The 19,643-nt window shown below is 40.6% G+C and carries 17 protein-coding genes; all 17 read left to right on the forward strand.

The window, feature by feature from the left end:
• Positions 1–16: 16 nt before the first annotated feature.
• Positions 17–1,420: a hypothetical protein gene (locus CWI73_RS09080; protein WP_126752483.1), complete on the forward strand. Its 1,404-nt coding sequence runs from the start codon at positions 17–19 to the stop codon at positions 1,418–1,420.
• A 44-nt stretch (positions 1,421–1,464) separates the two neighbouring features.
• Positions 1,465–4,296: a coiled-coil domain-containing protein gene (locus tag CWI73_RS09085; protein ID WP_126752484.1), complete on the forward strand. Its 2,832-nt coding sequence runs from the start codon at positions 1,465–1,467 to the stop codon at positions 4,294–4,296.
• Positions 4,293–4,676 (forward strand): hypothetical protein, encoded by a 384-nt coding sequence (locus tag CWI73_RS09090; RefSeq protein WP_126752485.1) that lies wholly within the window; start codon positions 4,293–4,295, stop codon positions 4,674–4,676. Before CWI73_RS09085 ends, CWI73_RS09090 begins: the two co-directional genes overlap by 4 nt.
• A gap of 12 nt (positions 4,677–4,688) precedes the next feature.
• The gene (locus tag CWI73_RS09095) at positions 4,689–5,996 is read left to right on the forward strand and encodes a nucleotide sugar dehydrogenase (RefSeq protein ID WP_126752486.1); all 1,308 of its coding nucleotides are present in this window, start codon (positions 4,689–4,691) and stop codon (positions 5,994–5,996) included.
• 22 nt (positions 5,997–6,018) lie between these two features.
• Positions 6,019–6,966 carry a Gfo/Idh/MocA family oxidoreductase gene (locus CWI73_RS09100; RefSeq protein ID WP_126752487.1) on the forward strand — a complete coding sequence of 316 codons (948 nt, stop codon included), beginning with the start codon at positions 6,019–6,021 and terminating at the stop codon, positions 6,964–6,966.
• Positions 6,967–6,985: 19 nt separating this feature from the next.
• Positions 6,986–7,570 carry an acyltransferase gene (locus CWI73_RS09105; protein WP_126752488.1) on the forward strand — a complete coding sequence of 195 codons (585 nt, stop codon included), beginning with the start codon at positions 6,986–6,988 and terminating at the stop codon, positions 7,568–7,570.
• The gene (locus CWI73_RS09110; RefSeq protein ID WP_126752489.1) at positions 7,570–8,661 is read left to right on the forward strand and encodes a DegT/DnrJ/EryC1/StrS family aminotransferase; all 1,092 of its coding nucleotides are present in this window, start codon (positions 7,570–7,572) and stop codon (positions 8,659–8,661) included. Before CWI73_RS09105 ends, CWI73_RS09110 begins: the two co-directional genes overlap by 1 nt.
• A 33-nt stretch (positions 8,662–8,694) precedes the next feature.
• Positions 8,695–10,305, forward strand: coding sequence for a class I SAM-dependent methyltransferase (locus CWI73_RS09115; RefSeq protein ID WP_126752490.1), 1,611 nt, complete (start codon positions 8,695–8,697; stop codon positions 10,303–10,305).
• 29 nt (positions 10,306–10,334) lie between these two features.
• Positions 10,335–11,450 (forward strand): non-hydrolyzing UDP-N-acetylglucosamine 2-epimerase, encoded by a 1,116-nt coding sequence (wecB, locus tag CWI73_RS09120; RefSeq protein WP_126752491.1) that lies wholly within the window; start codon positions 10,335–10,337, stop codon positions 11,448–11,450.
• Position 11,451: 1 nt separating this feature from the next.
• A complete protein-coding gene (locus CWI73_RS09125) occupies positions 11,452–13,899 on the forward strand; it encodes a glycosyltransferase (protein ID WP_126752492.1) in 2,448 nt (815 codons plus the stop codon).
• Between the two features lie 43 nt (positions 13,900–13,942).
• Complete coding sequence (locus CWI73_RS09130; protein ID WP_126752493.1) at positions 13,943–15,298, forward strand: D-glucuronyl C5-epimerase family protein; 1,356 nt, start codon at positions 13,943–13,945, stop codon at positions 15,296–15,298.
• 103 nt (positions 15,299–15,401) lie between these two features.
• The gene (locus CWI73_RS09135) at positions 15,402–16,466 is read left to right on the forward strand and encodes a hypothetical protein (RefSeq protein WP_126752494.1); all 1,065 of its coding nucleotides are present in this window, start codon (positions 15,402–15,404) and stop codon (positions 16,464–16,466) included.
• Between the two features lie 15 nt (positions 16,467–16,481).
• Complete coding sequence (locus tag CWI73_RS09140) at positions 16,482–16,691, forward strand: hypothetical protein (protein ID WP_126752495.1); 210 nt, start codon at positions 16,482–16,484, stop codon at positions 16,689–16,691.
• A 56-nt stretch (positions 16,692–16,747) separates the two neighbouring features.
• Entirely contained in the window at positions 16,748–17,035 is a 288-nt protein-coding gene (tnpA, locus tag CWI73_RS09145; RefSeq protein WP_126752496.1) for an IS66 family insertion sequence element accessory protein TnpA, read from the forward strand.
• A protein-coding gene (locus CWI73_RS09150; RefSeq protein WP_126752497.1) for an IS3 family transposase occupies positions 16,983–18,058 on the forward strand; the annotation gives its coding sequence in 2 pieces (ribosomal slippage) (positions 16,983–17,232 and positions 17,232–18,058; 1,077 coding nt in all). The genes tnpA and CWI73_RS09150 overlap by 53 nt, the downstream gene beginning before the upstream one ends.
• Before the next feature lie 131 nt (positions 18,059–18,189).
• Complete coding sequence (locus CWI73_RS09155) at positions 18,190–19,368, forward strand: hypothetical protein (RefSeq protein ID WP_126752498.1); 1,179 nt, start codon at positions 18,190–18,192, stop codon at positions 19,366–19,368.
• Between the two features lie 109 nt (positions 19,369–19,477).
• A partial coding sequence (locus CWI73_RS12670; protein WP_126752499.1) for a sugar nucleotide-binding protein occupies positions 19,478–19,643 on the forward strand: 166 nt, incomplete at its 3' end.

Below are 19,643 nucleotides of genomic sequence, written 5' to 3' on the forward strand. Positions count from 1 at the left end.
ACGGAACAGGCAGGACATGACCGACAACCTAACAACGATTAACAGCGTTCATGTATTTAATGAGCAACAAACCGCCGTTACCAAAGACCACATAACTCAGCAACTGAGCGAGAAAAGCGGCACAGTATATGTGTTTTACAGTGACCCCAGCGTTTACATTGCTAATAAGCTAAGCAATGGGGTAGACGCCCAAACTGCCTGTAATGACTGGTTAGCGCGCATTGACGACATACTGAATATACAACGTAAAAACCGGCGTCGTATTCGCCTTATATGCATTCAAAATGCCTTAGCGCAATCTGTTAGCCTGGAAGAGCAGACTGGCATAGCTGCAAGTGCATTAGCCGGTTTTAATGCTCAACCCAGTGACTTAGTGCTTATGGCCGGGCACCAAATAGTGCTGCAAAACCCTGGTATTATATCGCGGTTAGACCGCCTTGAAGCGTTAACTCTGCAACTAGAAGAACAGCCGTACCAGGTAAAGGTTGACGCCGAGTCAGCACTAGCCGAAGCGGTAAAGGCCGACGCAAAAGCGAAAGACGCTGAAGCAGAGGCAAAAGCGGCGCACGAAAAACTAAAAGAAATAGAAGAAGAAAACGAATTACTGCTACTGCAACTGCAGCAAGTACAAGAAGAGCTTGAAACCACCTTTATTAGTAAGCAGCAGCTTAGTAAAGGCCATGAAGGCGAATTAAAACAGAAAGACGAGAAAGCGCAGGAGCTGGAGCGGCAACAAAGTGAACTTAAAAGCGAACTAGAGCAACTTAACGCTCAGAATAAACAGTTAACCACTCAAGTTGAATCTCTGAAAAAAGAAGCCGCCGACGCTAAAGCTGTTGTACCAGAGCAACCCGAAAAGCTAAAAGAAGTTGAAGAAGAAAACGAACTACTGCTGTTGCAACTGCAGCAAGTGCAAGAAGAGTTGGAAAACTACTTTATTAAGTATCAAGACGCGCAAAAGCAATGCGCAGAGCAACAACACAGCATAACTCAGCTGAAAAAAAGCACCGGCACGCCCAACGACAACGACATAGCGCTGGTCGCCGACAAAAGTGACGCTCCACAAACAATACAGCAGCCAAAGCGTTCGCTGTTTTACCGAATAAAACGGCGTCTCGGCTTGGTAAAAAAGAACAAAAGCAATGGCCTTGCTAAGCAGCACCGCGACCTTATTGCCCAGTCGATATACTTTGACGCCAACTGGTACTTGCAGACCTACCCCGACATAGCAAAAGAAAAAATAGACCCCGCCGAGCATTATTTGCGTTTTGGCGGCTTTGAAGGGCGCAACCCAAGCGACAGTTTTAATAGCGAGTTTTACCTTCAGGCGAACCCCGATGTAGCAGCCGAAGGTACAAACCCATTACTGCATTACGAGCTGCATGGCAAAGACGAAGCACGCATGCCCAAGCCTTATTAAGCAATTACGAATAAATACTAAAGTTAACCCGGAATAAACAGCATATGACGCACCCATTCAGTAACGTAGCATTTGAACATATTGTCTACATTGGCGCAGGCCAAGGTGAAGAGCTTAAGCAACTCGCCCAAAGCTTAACGGCAAAGCACTGGAGCGTTATAGACGGCGACGAAAATAACACCCAACAGCTCACTGAAGTCAGCGAAAGTTTGCAAGAGCAGGGTGTATCTATAGACGTTCAGCAAAAAGTGGTCGCCACTAACGCGGAAAAAGTGACCTGGTATAACTACAACCTGGCCGAGTTTAATGGCATACATAAAGCTAGCGAGCTTACCGCACTGTTCCCGGGGTTAAAGCTTCTTAATACCGAGTCTGTAACACCGACGCCGGTGGAAGAGATACTCGCCCAGTTGAATATAACGGAAGGCGATAATTTACTGATTATCGATATACCTGCACAAGGGGTAGCGCTGGCTAAAGCGGTTTCGGAGTCGTCCTATAAATGCACATTTAACTTTATGTGTATTACCTCGCAAACCGACAAATTGTTTGAAAATTCTAATAGCACCGCCGAGCTAAAAAGCTGGTTGCTAAGAAATGGCTACCACACTCGCAATGAAGAAGTCGACGACCCTGACTTTCCGAAAATGCATTTTGCGTTAAGTCATACCGAGTGGAAGCAAGCTAACGAACTAAAACAAGCACAAGAGCAAATAGAAAAAGCCAATGCAGAGCGCGACGAGGTTAAAGCCGAGCTAGAGCATGCTAATGAAGCCATGCATAAGCGAACAGAGTGGGCGCGGAACTTACAGGCTAAGTTAGAACAAGCGGTAGCGGAGAAAGGCAAGTTAGCCGAGCGCGCAGAAAAGGCGGAAGCCCAAATTGAAGACCTGCAAGCTAGCGTCAAAGAGGTAAGCGAAGAGCGCGACGAGGCCGCAGCTAATGCTTCGAACGCGAGTAAGGAGCTCGAGCAACTCAAACAACAGTTCAACGAGAAGTCAGAACAAGCCGATAGTGCCCAGACAAAAGTTGAAAAGTTAGAGCAGGTTGTAAGCCAGGCCAACGAAGAAAAGCAAAAACAGACCGAGTGGGCACATAGCTTGCAGACTCAGCTGGAAGAAGCGGTAGCGGAGAAAGGCAAGTTAGCCGAGCGCGCAGAAAAAGCGGAAGCCCAAATTGAAGACCTGCAAGCTAGCGTCAAAGAGGTAAGCGAAGAGCGCGACGAGGCCGCAGCTAATGCTTCGAACGCGAGTAAGGAGCTCGAGCAACTCAAACAACAGTTCAACGAGAAGTCAGAACAAGCCGATAGTGCCCAGACAAAAGTTGAAAAGTTAGAGCAGGCTGTAAACCAGGCCAACGAAGAAAAGCAAAAACAGACCGAGTGGGCACATAGCTTGCAGACTCAGCTGGAAGAAGCGGTAGCGGAGAAAGGCAAGTTAGCCGAGCGCGCAGAAAAAGCGGAAGCCCAAATTGAAGACCTGCAAGCTAGCGTCAAAGAGGTAAGCGAAGAGCGCGACGAGGCCGCAGCTAATGCTTCGAACGCGAGTAAGGAGCTCGAGCAACTCAAACAACAGTTCAACGAGAAGTCAGAACAAGCCGATAGTGCCCAGACAAAAGTTGAAAAGTTAGAGCAGGTTGTAAGCCAGGCCAACGAAGAAAAGCAAAAACAGACCGAGTGGGCGCATAGCTTACAGACTCAGCTGGAAGAAGCGGTAGCGGAGAAAGGCAAGTTGGCAGCGCGATTGAAACAAGCGGAAGCTCGTAATCACGAAGTAGAAAAGGAGCTAGGAAACGAAATAGCACAAGTCAAAGAGGAGGTAGAAAAACTACAGTCGGAAGTTGATAGAACAAATTCTGAGCTTGATGTTGCTAATGAGGAAAATAAAAAGCAGAGAGAATGGGCAAGCGGACTTGACCAAAAACTCAACGAGAAAAGCGAACAGGTCAACACTGCTGAAGCTAAAATTGAAGAGCTCAAACAAGCGCAAACCCGCGCCCAACGCTTCAAAAACGAAAACGACAAATTACAAAAGAAACTCGAAGCGGCAGAAAAGTACAACGATCAGTTAGCAAAACTGAACGAGCGCATGGACTATATGTTCGAGCAGCAACGGTTGCAGTTAGAGCAGGCGACCAATGCGCTGGGTCGACATATTACGCAAACGTCAAGTCAGCAGGTTACTGAGCTTAAAGCTCGGTTATCACTCGAACGCACGTTTGGTAGCAACCTGATTGAACTCAATGACAATAGTTCTAACCTAAGCGAAGTGACGGCGGTTACTCTCACGCAACAGCTTGAAGAAAATAGCTACGATTTAATTATTGAGTTTGGTGCAGGAAAGTCAACCGAGTTTTTGGCCAATGCAATAATCAATAATCACAGTCCTAGTCCGCAATTAGAGAACAAGTCGGCAAATAGTGACTTTGACACCAGTGATTTTGACTTACCGCAACAAGTTTTAAGCTTTGAGTATGAGAAGAAGCAGTTTAATACGGTTAAAAAGCGTATTGAGCAGAACGGTCTGCAGAATTTGGTGGATTTAAAATACGCACCACTGGTGCCAACAGAGCATAATAGCGAGCTATTTTACGACTGTGCTCGGACACTAACTAATGTAGCGAATTTATTCGACGGACGTGAAGCTAAAGTACTTATCGTAGTGAACCCCACGTCAGAGCATAACCGGCCGCACTACGACTCAACTTTGGCAGCCGTACTAAACTCGCTGTCAGCGTTGCAGTTAGACATTTTTCTGAACGAGAACCTTGCTACTAAAGCACTGCAGCAGGATTGGAATCAACTTCTTCAGCATAGAGGTTTGCCGTCAGAAGAGAAAAGAAGCAACGGTGCCTATTTGCTAAGGATTAACCCATGAATTTGAAGCGCCCTCTAGAACTCAACTTTGAATTAGATACAAAAGGTGCTGATTCAGAAGTTAAAAAAAGTTTAACACAGGCTGCACATAGCAATGACAAAAAACAGCAATACATTGAAGAGCTTGAAAAAAGTAATCAAGAGTTAAAAAGTGATAAGGCTAAGCTTTCTAAGGAGCTCGAAGCCGAAAAAGTAGAAGCGAAGAATAGCTCTACGAAAATCAAAGAACTTGAACAAAAAAACGAAGCTTTAGCGACAGAAAATCTTCGTTTAATAGCAAAGAACAGTGATTTAATAAAACAAAACAAGATATTGGCTGATAGTGTTCGTCGTATCGAAATACAGATGGACCTGTTGAAAGAACTACTACAGAGAGACTAATAGGAATTGTATATGTCAAAAAATGCTTTAATTAGCAAATTAAAAAACCGTGAAGCTGCCATAGGTATTGTCGGTTTAGGGTACGTTGGTGTGCCGTTAATGCTGAGATATTCCGATATTGGCTACCGCGTAATCGGGATTGATATTGACGAAACAAAAACGGCTGAATTGAATAACGGAAAAAGCCAAATTGAGCATATTCCTCACGCCCGAATTCAAGGCGCTGTTGAACAAGGTTTTGAGGCAACCACCGATTTTTCGAGAGCCGCGGAATGTGATGCACTGATTATGTGTGTGCCTACACCATTAAATAAGTATCGTGAGCCAGACATTAGTTTTGTTGTTAATACGATGAATAGCCTTGCACCTCATCTTAGAGAAGGACATGTCGTATCACTTGAGAGCACAACGTATCCAGGTACCACGGAAGAAGAACTACTTCCCAGAATGGAAGCGCAAGACTTGGTTGTGGGAGGTAATGCGTTTCTGGTCTACTCACCAGAGCGGGAAGATCCAGGTAACCCGAACTTTGAAACTCGCACCATTCCTAAGGTTGTTGGTGGACATACATCCTCGTGTCTTGAAGTTGGTAAGGCACTTTATGAACAGGCGATTGACCAAGTTGTTCCAGTTACCTCAACAAAAGTAGCCGAAATGACGAAATTGCTGGAGAACATTCACCGAGCAGTTAATATCGGTCTCGTTAATGAAATGAAGATTGTCGCGGATCGTATGGGTATTGATATCTTTGAAGTGGTTGATGCAGCAGCAACTAAGCCTTTTGGCTTTACACCGTATTACCCAGGGCCAGGTCTTGGCGGGCATTGTATTCCAATCGATCCGTTTTATCTTACCTGGAAAGCCCGTGAATATGGTTTGCATACTCGCTTTATTGAACTATCAGGTGAGGTAAATCAAGGCATGCCGCGTTACGTGGTTGATAAAACAGCAGATGCATTGAATAAGCATGGAAAGCCACTAAACGGTAGTAGGGTATTGGTATTAGGTATTTCCTATAAAAAGAACGTTGATGACATGCGAGAATCTCCTTCGGTAGAAATCATGGAAATCCTTCGGGATAAAGGCGCGATTGTTGAGTACTCAGATCCGCATGTGCCGAAGTTTCCAAAGATGCGAGCTCACAGTTTTGATCTAAGCAGTCAAGCGTTAACGGCTGAAACATTCGAGAACTTCGATGCAGTTGTATTGGCAACGAACCACGACAAGTTTGACTATCAACTGATTTTGGATAAAGCAAAGCTAGTTGTCGATACGCGAGGCATCTTCCGTGAGCCTAACGAAAAAGTCATTAAAGCCTGAAGGTATAATAAAGGACGTAGTAATGAAAAACTTTGCGTTGATTGGTGCAGCAGGCTACATAGCACCGCGTCACATGAAAGCAATAAAAGAAACAGGCAACCAGCTATCGGTTGCTTATGACATTAACGATTCGGTCGGTATTATTGACAGTATTTCACCAGAAAGTGAATTTTTTACCGAATTTGAACGTTTTCAGGAACACGCGTGGCGCTTAAACCGAGCTCAAAAAACGAAGCTCGATTACGTTTCTGTATGTACTCCCAACCATTTGCATCATGCTCACATCGCAGCAGGACTGCGTTTAGGGTGTGATGTGATATGCGAAAAGCCATTAGTACCCACTTTAGAAATCCTTAATGAGTTACGCACTATCGAAAAAGAAACGGGTAAAAAAGTATACAACATCCTTCAGTTGCGTCATCACCAAGCCATTCTTGACTTAAAGAAGGAAGTTGATGCTGCGCCTAAAGGAAAGAAATTCGATGTTGACCTTACTTATATCACCTCACGAGGTAAGTGGTATTTAGAGAGCTGGAAGGGCGATCCGCGTAAATCGTTTGGTGTGGCAACCAATATCGGCGTTCACTTTTTCGATATGTTGCACTTTATCTTCGGTAACTTAGAGAAGAATGAATTGCATTACAGTGATGAACTGAAGGCTGCTGGTTACCTAGAATATGAAAAAGCAAGAGTTCCTTGGTTTCTGTCTATTGACGCGAATGACTTGCCGGATAGTGTGATCGGTAAGCAAACAACCTATCGTTCAATTTCCGCTAATGGCAAGCAAATTGAATTTTCAGCAGGCTTCACTGACTTGCATACCATCAGTTACCAAGAAGTCCTCGCAGGTAGAGGATACGGTATTGATGATGCTGAGCATTGCATTAAAACGGTTGAGCATATTCGTGATGGAAAAACGGTTCAAGCCAGTGAGAACCATGCTCATCCATTCCTAGCAAAACTTCTTTAATTTATAGGAAGGCAACATTATGGATTTTACCGTTCATCCATCAGCGATTGTTGATGAAGGGGCACGCATTGGGAAGGGCAGTCGCGTTTGGCATTTTGTCCATGTTTGCGGTGGCGCAAAGATTGGCGAAAATGTTTCGCTAGGCCAGAATGTTTTCGTAGGTAATAAAGTCTCTATTGGTAATGGCTGCAAAGTTCAAAATAACGTTTCGGTATACGACAACGTACACCTTGAAGACAATGTGTTTTGTGGTCCGAGTATGGTTTTTACTAACGTATATAACCCCCGATCGCATGTTGAACGCAAAGACGAATATCTGGACACTTTGGTTAAAGAAGGTGCCACGCTAGGGGCTAATTGCACTATTGTATGTGGAGCAACTATTGGGAAATTTGCGTTTGTTGGCGCGGGGGCTGTCGTTAATAAAGACGTACCTGATTATGCTCTCGTTGTTGGCGTACCCGCAAAGCAAATAGGCTGGATGAGTGAGTTTGGTGAACAATTAGACCTGCCGGTGAATGGTGACGGAGAAACCGTTTGCGAGCACACGGGGGCAAAGTACACATTAAAGAACGGTATATTATCTAAAAAGGACGAAACGTAATGCAGTTTATCGATTTAGCTGCGCAACAGCTCCGCATAAAAAATGAAATTGAACAACGCATCGCAAAAGTACTGGAGCACGGTCAATACATCTTAGGTCCAGAAGTTTCTGAACTGGAAGAAGCTTTGGCGAACTATACAGGCGCAAAATACTGTATTACCTGTGCAAACGGGACAGACGCGTTACAAATTGCTCAAATGGCACTGGAAATTGGGCCTGGCGATGAAGTCATTACACCTGGGTTTACTTATATAGCGACCGCTGAAACCGTTGCGTTATTGGGGGCGAAGCCGGTATATGTAGATGTTGATGAAGCAACCTATAATCTTGACCCTCAAAAACTTGAGGCTGCCATTACTGACAAAACAAAAGCAATAATACCGGTGTCATTGTATGGCCAATGTGCAGATTTCGACATTATTAATGAAATAGCTACTAAGCACGATATTGCCGTAATTGAAGATGCGGCTCAAAGCTTCGGTGCGGAATACAAAGGCAAGAAGTCGTGTAATCTGAGTACTATTGCTTGTACAAGTTTTTTCCCCAGTAAGCCTTTAGGCTGTTATGGCGATGGAGGAGCTATTTTTACTAATGACGAGGAACTTGCAAAGGTTATTAGACAAATAGCACGTCATGGGCAGGATCGCCGTTATCATCACGTTAGAGTTGGCGTAAACAGTCGCTTAGACACAATTCAAGCAGCCATTTTACTTCCGAAACTTGCCATTTTGGACAGTGAAATCGAAGCCCGAAATAGAGTTGCTGAGACATACAGAGAGTTGTTTGAAGCAAGCAAAAAGATTATTACGCCACAAATAGTGGAACACAATACCAGTGCATGGGCGCAATACACTATAAGGGTTGAGTCGCGGGAAAAGGTGCAGAGCCACTTAAAAGAAAAAGGTATTCCCACTGCTGTTCATTATCCTATTCCCTTGAATAAGCAGCCAGCGGTTGCTGATAGCAAAGCTACACTTCCTGTTGGGGACAAGGTCGCTGAACAGGTAATGTCTTTACCGATGCACCCCTATATGACTAGAGAGGACCAAGAAGTTATTGTTTCTGCGGTTATAGACGCAGCTTTAGTTTAAGTGCATAAAATAAAAATTAAAACGAGCATAACAATGAGCCAGTCCGAAAAGACCAATAACGAAGAATTCAACCTTGCTATTTTTTATTGGCTAGTTGAGGACTGGCAAGGTTGTAAGCAAGAGCTTAAGCGGTTGAGTAACAATTCTACCCCACATAGCCTGAGCTTAGCCCAAATACTTGAGGGGCTTATTTATGTGGAGAAAAACAATGAGATTCCCCAATACCTTCAAGGTTTTAGTGAGCAAAGTTTTCAAGAGAAAGCCTTGCTTCAGAAGTTCTTGTGGGCAAGTATCGAAAAAGGTGTATTAAAAGCAAAACATCTATTGGGTGACGAAGTAAGCGATAGTCGAATCCGAAAGTTAATAAAAGCGTTTACCCAAACCATGCCGACCCCCAAATCTACGGAGTTGGTCAAACAAACAATCATTCATCAAGAGAGCTTAGGAAATTATCAATCAACAACAAACTCTGTCGATGCATGGATTACGGCTTTACAAAAAAAAGCTATAAGCCTTGGGAATGATGAGCTACTACAAGCCGAAGTTACACTTAATTCGCTAAACAGAGGTGAAAAAGACAGGCTAAAGTACAAAAGGGTATTGGCCGACCAGTTTATGACTCAAAATAGTTTTCAGGATGCAAGTCGGTTATGCCAAGATATTATAGCTATTTCTGGAGTCACTGAATCATTAGTTGTAAGGCTCTCTCGGGCACAGCGAAACCTAGGCAACCTCGAAGAGGCTATTGAAACCTTAGAATCTAATATTGAACAGTTGGGCCGTAAACCTCTGTTGCTGCATATGTTGGCTGTATATTACCGAGATCAGCAAAACTTCCAGATTACGTTGCGGCTTGTTAAAGAAATCATTGGCCAGCATTATGACTATTCGTTAAAAATCGGGTTTGCGATCTTTGCGGCTGATATGCTGAGGAAGGACGCAGAGTACATCGCTGCATACGAGCATTTAAAGGAAGCAAAAGAACACCTCAAAAATGAAAGAAAAGAGGTAACGCTTACTGTTGAGGCGATGCTTGCAGAACTTAAAGCAAATGTTGCTGTTGGTAAAAATACTTTTTTTGAAGTTTCGTCTGTTTTCTACGATACCATTTATAAAAACTCCGATAAGTACGCTCTTGAAGCGAATGACTCCATTTATGAGCCTATATGGAAAGAAGTCTGCAATATTATAACCGCAGAGAACATTGAAAAAATTATTGATATTGGCTGTGGGCCAGGGCAGTTTGCAGAATACCTGACAGCAAGGTTGCCAAATGTTGATTACTTAGGTTTAGATTTCAGTAAAACTGCAATAAGCTTGGCTAAAGAACGTTGTCCACATCTAAAGTTCGCATGCGAAGACGTTAGAAGATACACGACAAAAGAAATTAATAAAGAAACTGCTTATGTCATGTTAGAGGTATTAGAACATATAGAGGATGATTTTGTGTTGCTAGAGTTATTACCTAAAGGAACAAATGTTATCTTTTCAGTTCCAAATTTTGATTCTTTTGGTCATGTAAGATTTTTTAAATTCAAAGAGTCTGTAGAGAAAAGGTTCGATGGTGTACTGAATATTAATGAAATAAGCAGTATTGACGTAAATAAAAATTCGATAATATATTTGGTTAACGCTAAATTATAGAGTGAAACTGGTATAATTGAAAGGTAATCATGAAGATTTTAACTATTATTGGTGCAAGACCACAATTTATAAAAGCAGCGACGGTCTCTCGAGAAGTAGCTAGAAGGAGAAGTTTAGGTGATAACATCCAAGAAATCCTACTTCATACAGGGCAGCACTTTGACAAAAATATGTCAGATATATTTTTTGAAGAACTAAAAATTCCTAAACCAGATATAAATCTAGGAATAAATAGCAGTTCTCATGGGAAAATGACCGGCGAAATGCTATCGAAGATTGAAGAGGTATTGCAAGAAAAAAAAATCGATGTCGTCTTAGTTTATGGTGATACAAACTCTACGCTTGCTGGCGCCTTGGCGGCGAGTAAGTTAGGAATACCAGTAGCGCATGTCGAAGCCGGTCTGCGGTCATTTAACCTAGCTATGCCGGAGGAAATAAATAGGGCATTGACAGATAGAATTTCTACTTACTTATTTACTCCATCTAAAACGGCCTCTAATAATCTAAGAAAAGAGGGCTACCCGTTGATTTTAACTAAAGATAAAAAGCAAGAAATTATCGAATGTGGCGATGTAATGTATGATGCCTCTGAATTTTACAAGCCTATTTATCAAGATATGGCGTTAGATAATAAATTAAAGGTTGATTCAGGTAGGTTTATTTTTTGTACGTTGCATCGCCAAGAGAATACTGATAATTACCATAGATTGAAGAGTATTATAAATGCATTAAATGTATTCTCGGAAGAAATGAAAATAGTTTTTCCAATACATCCAAGAACTAATAAAATTATCAAGACACATTCTGACATTAAGTTATCAAAAAATATTGAGGTTATAGAGCCTTTGGGCTATTTAGAAACCCAATCATTAATTATTAAAAGTGCTGGTGTACTTACAGACTCAGGAGGACTTCAAAAAGAGGCTTATTTCCACAAGAAAAAGTGTGTGACAGTTCGTGATGAAACTGAATGGACCGAGTTAAGCGAAATTGGTGTTAATTCAGTAGTCGGAGCAAAAACAGAGAAAATATTGGAAGCTTTGAAGATACATGTCGACTTTAGTAAAGTAAGTAAAACGGTATATGGCAACGGCGACTCAGCTGAAAAAATTATAGACTCATTGATGGCTCACCTAGGAGAGTGACATGGAAGCTGTTTTAGATTTCGTAAAGGAAATACAATCTAATAGCAAATATCAATCGCTGACTTTAGAGCTTGACTTATTAATTAAAAAGTTTGATAAGCCGATCATTTGTTCATTCGTCTATAATGATGGTGTATCAGATGCAAGAGTTTATAAAACTTCTAAATCAATGGAAGCATTTTATACTAGTGTCTTAATTGGATTTTCTTCAAAAGAATATTATCAGATTCGACTGGTAGGTAATGTTATTAATATATTGGTTCCAAATCCAATGAGAATTTATAATTCAATAACACCAGGCTCAAAAGACAAAAATAGATTAGATAAAATATTAAGTATCTATTCAATACTTGTAACTCCATTGTTCGAAAAAATATCACCAGCTGTTATTTATGGGCATGATGTTTATGGTGCTTTTGTTGCCTATCATGCTTATACCCTCTATTTAAGTTTACCTACTAGTGTTAGTTTGAATCCAAAAATTATTTATGATGCCCATGAGTATGTAAACGGCTTGACTAATATTGATAATGACAAGCAAAAATTAATGCAGGACTACGAAAGGTTTATTATCAGAAGAACCGATGGTGTGGTTACTGTTAGTGAATCAATAGCGAATCAGATAGAACTAGAGCATGAATTCAACGGCTTAATTGGTGTTACATTTAATAGTCCATACGCAGATGATTTTATTAATAGTTCTAAGCCTTATACCATTAGAACAGATCCAGAGCTAAAAATTCCCGAGGGTTCGAAAATTGGTGTTTGGAACGGAGGCTTGAATTATGTAAGAGGTCCTCATACAGTCGTCGAATGCTTAAAATATTTCCCAAACTTACATCTAGTTTTCTTGTCTCCGCCGTCATCTCCTTATTTGAATGTGTTGTATGAAATTGCTGAACGTGATGAGGTCATTGAGCGTCTTCACGTTAAAGGTGTTGTGGAGTACTCTGAACTGACTCGATATATAAGCACTGCAGACTTTGGTTGGCATGGTGCATTACATGATATTTTGAATACCGAATATGCGATGCCTAATAAGCTGTTCGAATATTATATAGCAGGGATTAATATTCTAGTCAGCGATGTTATTGAGATGTCGAACTTCGTTCGAAATGAAGAATGTGGCGAGATATATTTGGCCAACGACATAGACTCCTGTAAGAAAGCATTAACTAGAATTTTGGAAAATAATCAGCGCTACGAACGAGACATATTAAAAAAATCTTGGGAAAATCAAACGCAAAAAATAAATAAATTTATTAGAAGTGTTTTGGAAACGGGAGCGTCTAAAACTTCTAATTTTGATGAGCTTAGCAGTCGTTTTGAAAAAACACTAGAAATAGAGCAAGTAATTTTTGCAATGTCATTAAAAGGTTTAAATAAAAAAAATATAGGAACAAAGAAGATAAATTTCTCGTTGGATACTAATAGCGACGAGTTAGAAAAAATATTCGGTTTTGATGAAGTAACGTTTAATAAGGTTAAAAAAGAAATTGGTCCTGTATTTAATCTGCATGACGTGTTCTCCACGCCCAGTGTTTTAGATTATCTGTTACGGCGTTTAAGAAATTCTTATAGGGAGCTGAACTCTAAAGAAACACTTTTTAAACTGGAGTCGCTATTAGATTTTTATAGCCATTACCTTTTAGAGAATAATGAAGCCGAAAAGTCTTCTTCTCTCAGAGTAGTTGATGTATTGTATAGATTACAGTCGATTATAAAGGCACTAGAACAAGATTTAGATAAAGAAATTGAAGCGCAAAAATTAGTCTCAAGAAACTTTTTGCATGCTGTTGAAAGGTTTATGCAGCAATGTCAGAAAGGCGGTGATGGTGTTTGTAGGGGTGCTTATTTTTTAGATTCGAATGAAAGTGTGAAGTTTAAAGGTTATATTAAAGCGCTCGCGGCAAACCGTGATTTTTCTAAAGAGGAATATAATAAACTTCGAAAGATTTATAAGCGTGTTTATGAAGCTGTAAAGATTGAGGCTCAACACGAGTCAATCTCAGACTTTTCAAGTTTATATAATCTTTTAGAGTATTATCAAATCACAAAGAACTCAAAGTTTCTATTTTTATTCGAGAAAATAATAAAGGAGAGGTTATTAAGTTGTGATGTAATAGCTTCTCTTGCGTTAATAAATAAAACTAGTAGTGTTTTCCATTTTCAGTTCAATCTTTTGACTGACTCACACCCAAGTTACGCTATTGAAAACATCGTCTGCGAAGAAAGTTTTTATAAGATTTTGTCGGAAAATCCATTGTTTAAATCTTCACCGACAGAAACACGACTTAAACTATTTATTTCCTTGAAAAATATTGACAGTGAAATAAGTTATTCAATGAAGGAGTCAATAATAGCGTCATTATTATTTAACGTATATCCTACTGACTGTTGGACGGAGTTAACTAATAAGCGTTTGTTGCTAAAAAGCGAGCAAGATTGACTATGCGCATTATTTATTGAATTTTAATAATAGGAAATAGGTTATGGATAAAAGTTGTTATTTTGGTGAGGACAAAGTAGGGTTGATGCCTTTACCTGAGCATAGAAAAAGGATTTACCAGTTTTACAAACTTAGCTTTGATGAAGACGGTAATCCCTGCAAAGAAGTGGATGGTATAAGGTATCCTCATCCAATATTTCCAACGTATCTGATTCAAAATTACGCTTGGCTGTACAGCAAAACGGGAGATAGCCGTTATTTAGATTCGGCTTTATTAGTTCTTAGGCGTGCAAAAAAAAATATGCGTGAACATGAAGGTGGCATCGCATACTGGTATAACGACCGAACAGTTCCAACTAAGTTTACTAAAGAGTTCTATTCGGGCCTTACACAGTCGAACTATCTAATTGCTGCGGTAAATTTATACAAAAATTTGCCTCCTAGTTGGATATCTCAAAAAGTTGAAATTTCTGATTTTGCTTGTAACATTTTTAAATCAATATTAGTGCCTAGAGAAATGGACGGCCCTACAGTTTATCTTGATAATGGCGGCGTTCACATCGAAGAATACCCCTTTCCTTTAACGCTATTTACACTCAACGGTTGGCTGACAGCAGTAAAAAATGTTTATGAGTACGGTCAGGCTTTTGCTGATGATGAAGCAGTAGAGTTTAGTAAGAAAAATGTATCAACAATCGAATCAATGCTTAGCTTGTTTGACTGTGAAAGATTGCTTAACACTAGATATCAATTAGGCGGTTTTGTATATTTTAGAATAATTCCTAGAAATTGTAGTGTTCGTTTGCATGCAGTAAGTTACCAGGTAGGAGGTGACTCTTTCTATATAAAAGACAAATTAGCAAAGGATGATTTCAGTAGATGGGATTATTATTTTAAAAACTATACTTACAATGAAGTTATCAATGAAAATAAAAGTGTCGATATGAATATTGTGGGAAGCTATTTTCACAAAAATTCAAATTTGCTTTTCGAATTGTCTTTTAATAGCTGTATAGAAAAAAATAAATCGGACCCATCTTTCGATATTTATATTGCTCATGGAGATTATGACCCTTTAACCGCCTCTATGAAAACGGAGAGATGGGACTTAGTAGACAATGTCTCGTTTGACAAAGCTGTAGTTAACAATCGTGTTGCGCTTAGGTTGAGCCGAGATTGCTTTGATCCTGTCGCGTACCCAACAAATTTCAAAAAAGTAATCGAAGGAAAAAATTATAACGCTTATCATTTCATTCATATTAAAGCACTTGAATCTATTAATTCGTGGTATAAATCAGATGTCTTAGAATATTATATTTTAAAGTTCAAAAATTATGTTGATCTATGGCCTTCGTCGTCCATTTATGCTGGAAAAGAATTGGAATTTGATCCTATTTAGAAATCTGGTTTATTTTCATATTATTCAATCCTAGATTCTACTAGTTGCTGCTGACTCCTCAGTTGATTAACACTGTTTGAATTTTTGGGTAGAGGAGATAGTTGTGGATTTAAATTTTGATGAGCTTGCGGTAATGTACAGGGAGAGTTTAGTTTTAAGACAAAATAAAATATCTCACGACGAACTCCAAAAATATCTCCTTTCTTTACATGAACTGTTGACTCGCTTTGATAAAGGAAGCCATTTTGTTCTCCCTTTTGTTTCGCGAATAAAACGGAATTTAATATTAAGTTCAAAAATCTCGTGTAAGGGGGCAATATCGAGATTAAGCGACGGTGTACCTAGATTTGTTGTTATAACGGCTGTTTGGAAACGAGCGGAGCTAACCGAGTTGTTCTATCGTTATTACTCGAATTTAAAAGCCGAGCTATCAGGCGTTTGCGAAATTGACATTTTAGCTGTTGGATCTGAGGGAAAGGTATCAAGAGAAGAGTCAGAAGTATATAACGTCGATTATATCGAAGCCTCAAACAAGCCTCTGAATGAAAAGTGGCAAACGGCGGCTGAAGCATTAAGAAAGAAAGCCTTTGATGCTGCAATCGTAATAGGCTCGGATGATTTTCTATCTCCTTCGGTCTTTAAACGTTATGTTGAACTTTATAAAGAAGGGGCGAATGTTATTGGTTTTATTGACGGGCACTTTTACAACACTGCGACTAATGAGATGCTTTTTTGGAAAGGTTATGGGGGGCCCAAAAAGCAACTTGGTATGCCGGAGCGCGTGGGCGAGAGTATTGGCATGGGAAGAATGCTCTCGCGGGACGTACTTGAACGGCTTGACTTTGAAGTGTGGTCAGGTGAGCCGATTAATAACGGATTAGATCTTCGAATGCGACAAAACCTAGCTAAAATTGGTTTTTTGCATGTTGAATATGCAGAAATGAACGTAGGTAGTTTTAAACGAGCCATCCCTAATGCCATTGTGACCTTAAAATCAGGTTCTGAACACATGCTTTTGGACGTTAAGTACCAAACGAATGTAACAGATTTTGAAAAATACCGTACGAACTCCTCTGCTGTACACGATCCTTTGTCGAAGATAAGAGCGCATTTTGGTGAAGAGTTGGTAGAGCGTTTAAAGATGCTTTCTAATCACGAGTTAAACTGAGAGTGCCACTCGATAATGCAATTCGATTTTGAGAAATTCAAAAAGCTTGTAAAAAACAAGACTTGGAATGAAGCTTATAACGCACTTGCAGAATTGAAAAACATGGCTTGGGCAAATTCCGTTACATTTCATGTTAATGCTTGGAAAGTTTGTCATGCTACGAGTCGCTTTAATGAAGCTGAACTTTGGCTTGATAAAGGTGAGCGTCACATAAACCACGCCTAGTCACCAATTTGCAGATAGCCTAATTTATCGCCACGTTCTAACCAACGAGGTGATTTATGAGTCGAGCATACCGCTCTAAAGCGCAGTGGCAAGCGCTAATTGATGAATTCGAACAAAGCGGTCTAAGCCGCAAGGCGTTTTGTGAAGCCCGGGGTATTAATCCGGATTACTTTAGTCAGCGCCGCCGTCAGTTGCATCAGGAAACCGAGAGTACCGGTGACCTCTCCCCCAAAAATAGGACCATGACATCGATGAGATTTCCATTAAAATGGGTCAAGTGGAGATCTCGATATGAAAAAACGTTACAGCGAAGAGCAAATCATCAAGGCCATCAAAGAGCATGAGGCCGGTGCAAAAGTTGACGAAATTTGTCGTCGCATGGGCATTTCCAGCGGCACGTTTTATAACTGGCGTAGTAAATACGCCGGAATGGAAGTGAATGAGGCCAAGCGTTTAAAAGAGCTTGAGTCTGAGAATAGCAAGCTTAAAAAGCTACTGGCGGAGAAAATGCTTGAGACAGAAGCCTTAAAGGACGTCGTCTCAAAAAAGTGGTGAAGCCCGCCAGCAAGAAGCGTGTCGTAGAGCACTTAATCTCTGCGTATAAGCTAAGCGAGCGCCTTGCGTGCAAGTTGGTCGGGCTGAGCCGAACAGCGTACCGATATAAGCCAAAGCAACGAGATGACGAGCGGGTAACAACTCGCCTAAAGGAGCTTGCCGTGGAATATCCACGGTATGGCTATTTACTGCTGCATGGGCTGCTTAAGCGCGAGGGGCTTGTAAAGAATAAGAAGCGAACCTATCGCCTTTATACCGAACAAAGGCTTCAGGTTCGGACCAAGAAACGTAAAAAGCTGACACGACCGCGTGTCGTTATGGACGCACCGCAGCGTGTTAATGAGCGATGGTCGATGGACTTTGTGTCTGACCAGCTGGCAAGTGGCCGACGTTTCAGAGTCTTGAACGTTGTCGATGACTTTAGCCGGGAAATGGTTGGGCAACTTGTCTCAGTATCGATTTCAGGACAGCAAGTATCGCGCTTTTTGTCTCAGCTTATCGACGAGCGCAGCAAGCCAGAGCATATTGTCTGCGATAATGGCACCGACTTTACCAGTAAAGCCATGTTTTTCTTGAGCAAAAGCAACGATGTAAGGTTGAGTTTTATTCAGCCAGGAAAACCAACACAGAACGCTTTTGTTGAGAGTTTGAATGGTAAGTTTAGGAATGAATGTCTTGATCAGAACTGGTTTAGAACGCTCGACGAAGCGAGGTATGAAATAGAGCAGTGGCAGCGTCATTACAATTACGAACGCCCGCATAGCTCGTTAAATTATTTACCGCCTGTGGAGTTTGCAAAACAGGTAGCTTAAAACTGAAATTTCATCGATAAGATGGTGTTAGTTCAGGGGAAAGGTCATTGTTAGGCGTTGTATAGAGCTTTTTCTAATAAAAGCTATAAGAAAATTATATTTGAAGTTTAACTCTGCTTAATTGGAACATTATGGATTTTTCAGAACTCAATAAAATTGAGAGTGAAATTATTAATAAAAATTATCATTTGGCTCTTAAATATATTGAGCAGTTTATAGTAAAAAGGCCTAACAGCTTGGTTGGGTTAATTTTAAAAATACGCGTCCTTAATAAGTTATCAGAGCATAGCTGTTTTCAGTCGATGCAGGAGAGTATTGATTCATTTATAAACTCTTGTAAAAAATCAGGTAAAAGGACTTTGGATTTTTGGCCGGCTTTAAGTGTTTGCTACCGGCATGTTATGGCAAGAGATAAAGAGAAGTTAGTTGAGTTTATAAGCTTTTTAGAGAAGAAAAAGAAAAAGGTTAAGAATAGGCCTAACATATTGATTTTAACGTGTGTTTGGAAGAGGCATGAATTAACAGAATGCTTCTACCAGTACTATAGTCGAATTCAAAGAGAGCTAAAAGATACGATTGACCTACAGTTATTAGCGGTAGGCTCGGAGAAGTTGGTATCGCGTCTCTTATGCGAACAGTACGGGTTTGATTACGTAGAGTTTGATAATCAACCATTGACCCAAAAGTGGCAAGCCGGAATGGATGCAGCTAAATCTAAAGACTTTGATGCAATGGTTATTCTCGGCTCCGACGACTTTGTAGAAAAAGATGCCTTTTTTTTGTACAAAAAAGCCCTCGATAGGAATGTTCACTTTTATGGATTCAGAGACATGTATATTTATGATATACCTTCTAAGTGTTTCGGCCATTGGTTAGGGTATGGCTCAGCTCCTATTGACCAGCTACAGCCTCAAAGAGTTGGGGAAACGATTGGGCTTGGCCGGTTTTTGTCTCGTGCTTTATTGGAGTACCTGTCTTTTAATATATGGGAAACTGTTGAAGAAAATAAAGGTTTAGATCGTTTAATGAAAGAGTCTCTAATAGAAAAGACAGGACTGCTCCCGGTTGCTTGTGGCGATGAATACGAAGTAAGTGTGAACGGAGAGCTACACCGGCTTGGGCTGGTTGCCGATACTTTCGAGGCTCGAAAACTTGTAGGAGTGGATGTAAAGCACGATACGAATGTTACTGACTTTCGAAAGTATAATATTTCGCCGGAAAGCTTTATTGAAAAAAGTTTAGATGATATTGCGAGCCTAAGTTTTTCTCGAGAGCTTAAATCTTTTAATTCACGGATAAACCGCGTTTAAGTAATTAGTAGTTGTGGGTCAAACCTTCGAGCTAAGGTTATGTAAAAGGGTTAAATGGCATTTGAGTCGCATCCACTTAAAATTACCGTTAATGAAAAGAAGTTAAAAGATGAACATATTAGTCACAGGCAGTTCGGGCCAGGTAGGCTTTGAGCTGGTACGTAGCCTTAGTGTTTTTGGTGAAGTGCTGGCGCCCACGCGTAATGAGCTCGACCTAACTAACGCCAGTGTAGTTCAGAAGTATTTGGAGCACCACCAGCCACAGCTTATTGCGA

Source organism: Idiomarina piscisalsi, assembly GCF_003987095.1.
Lineage (GTDB): Bacteria > Pseudomonadota > Gammaproteobacteria > Enterobacterales > Alteromonadaceae > Idiomarina > Idiomarina piscisalsi.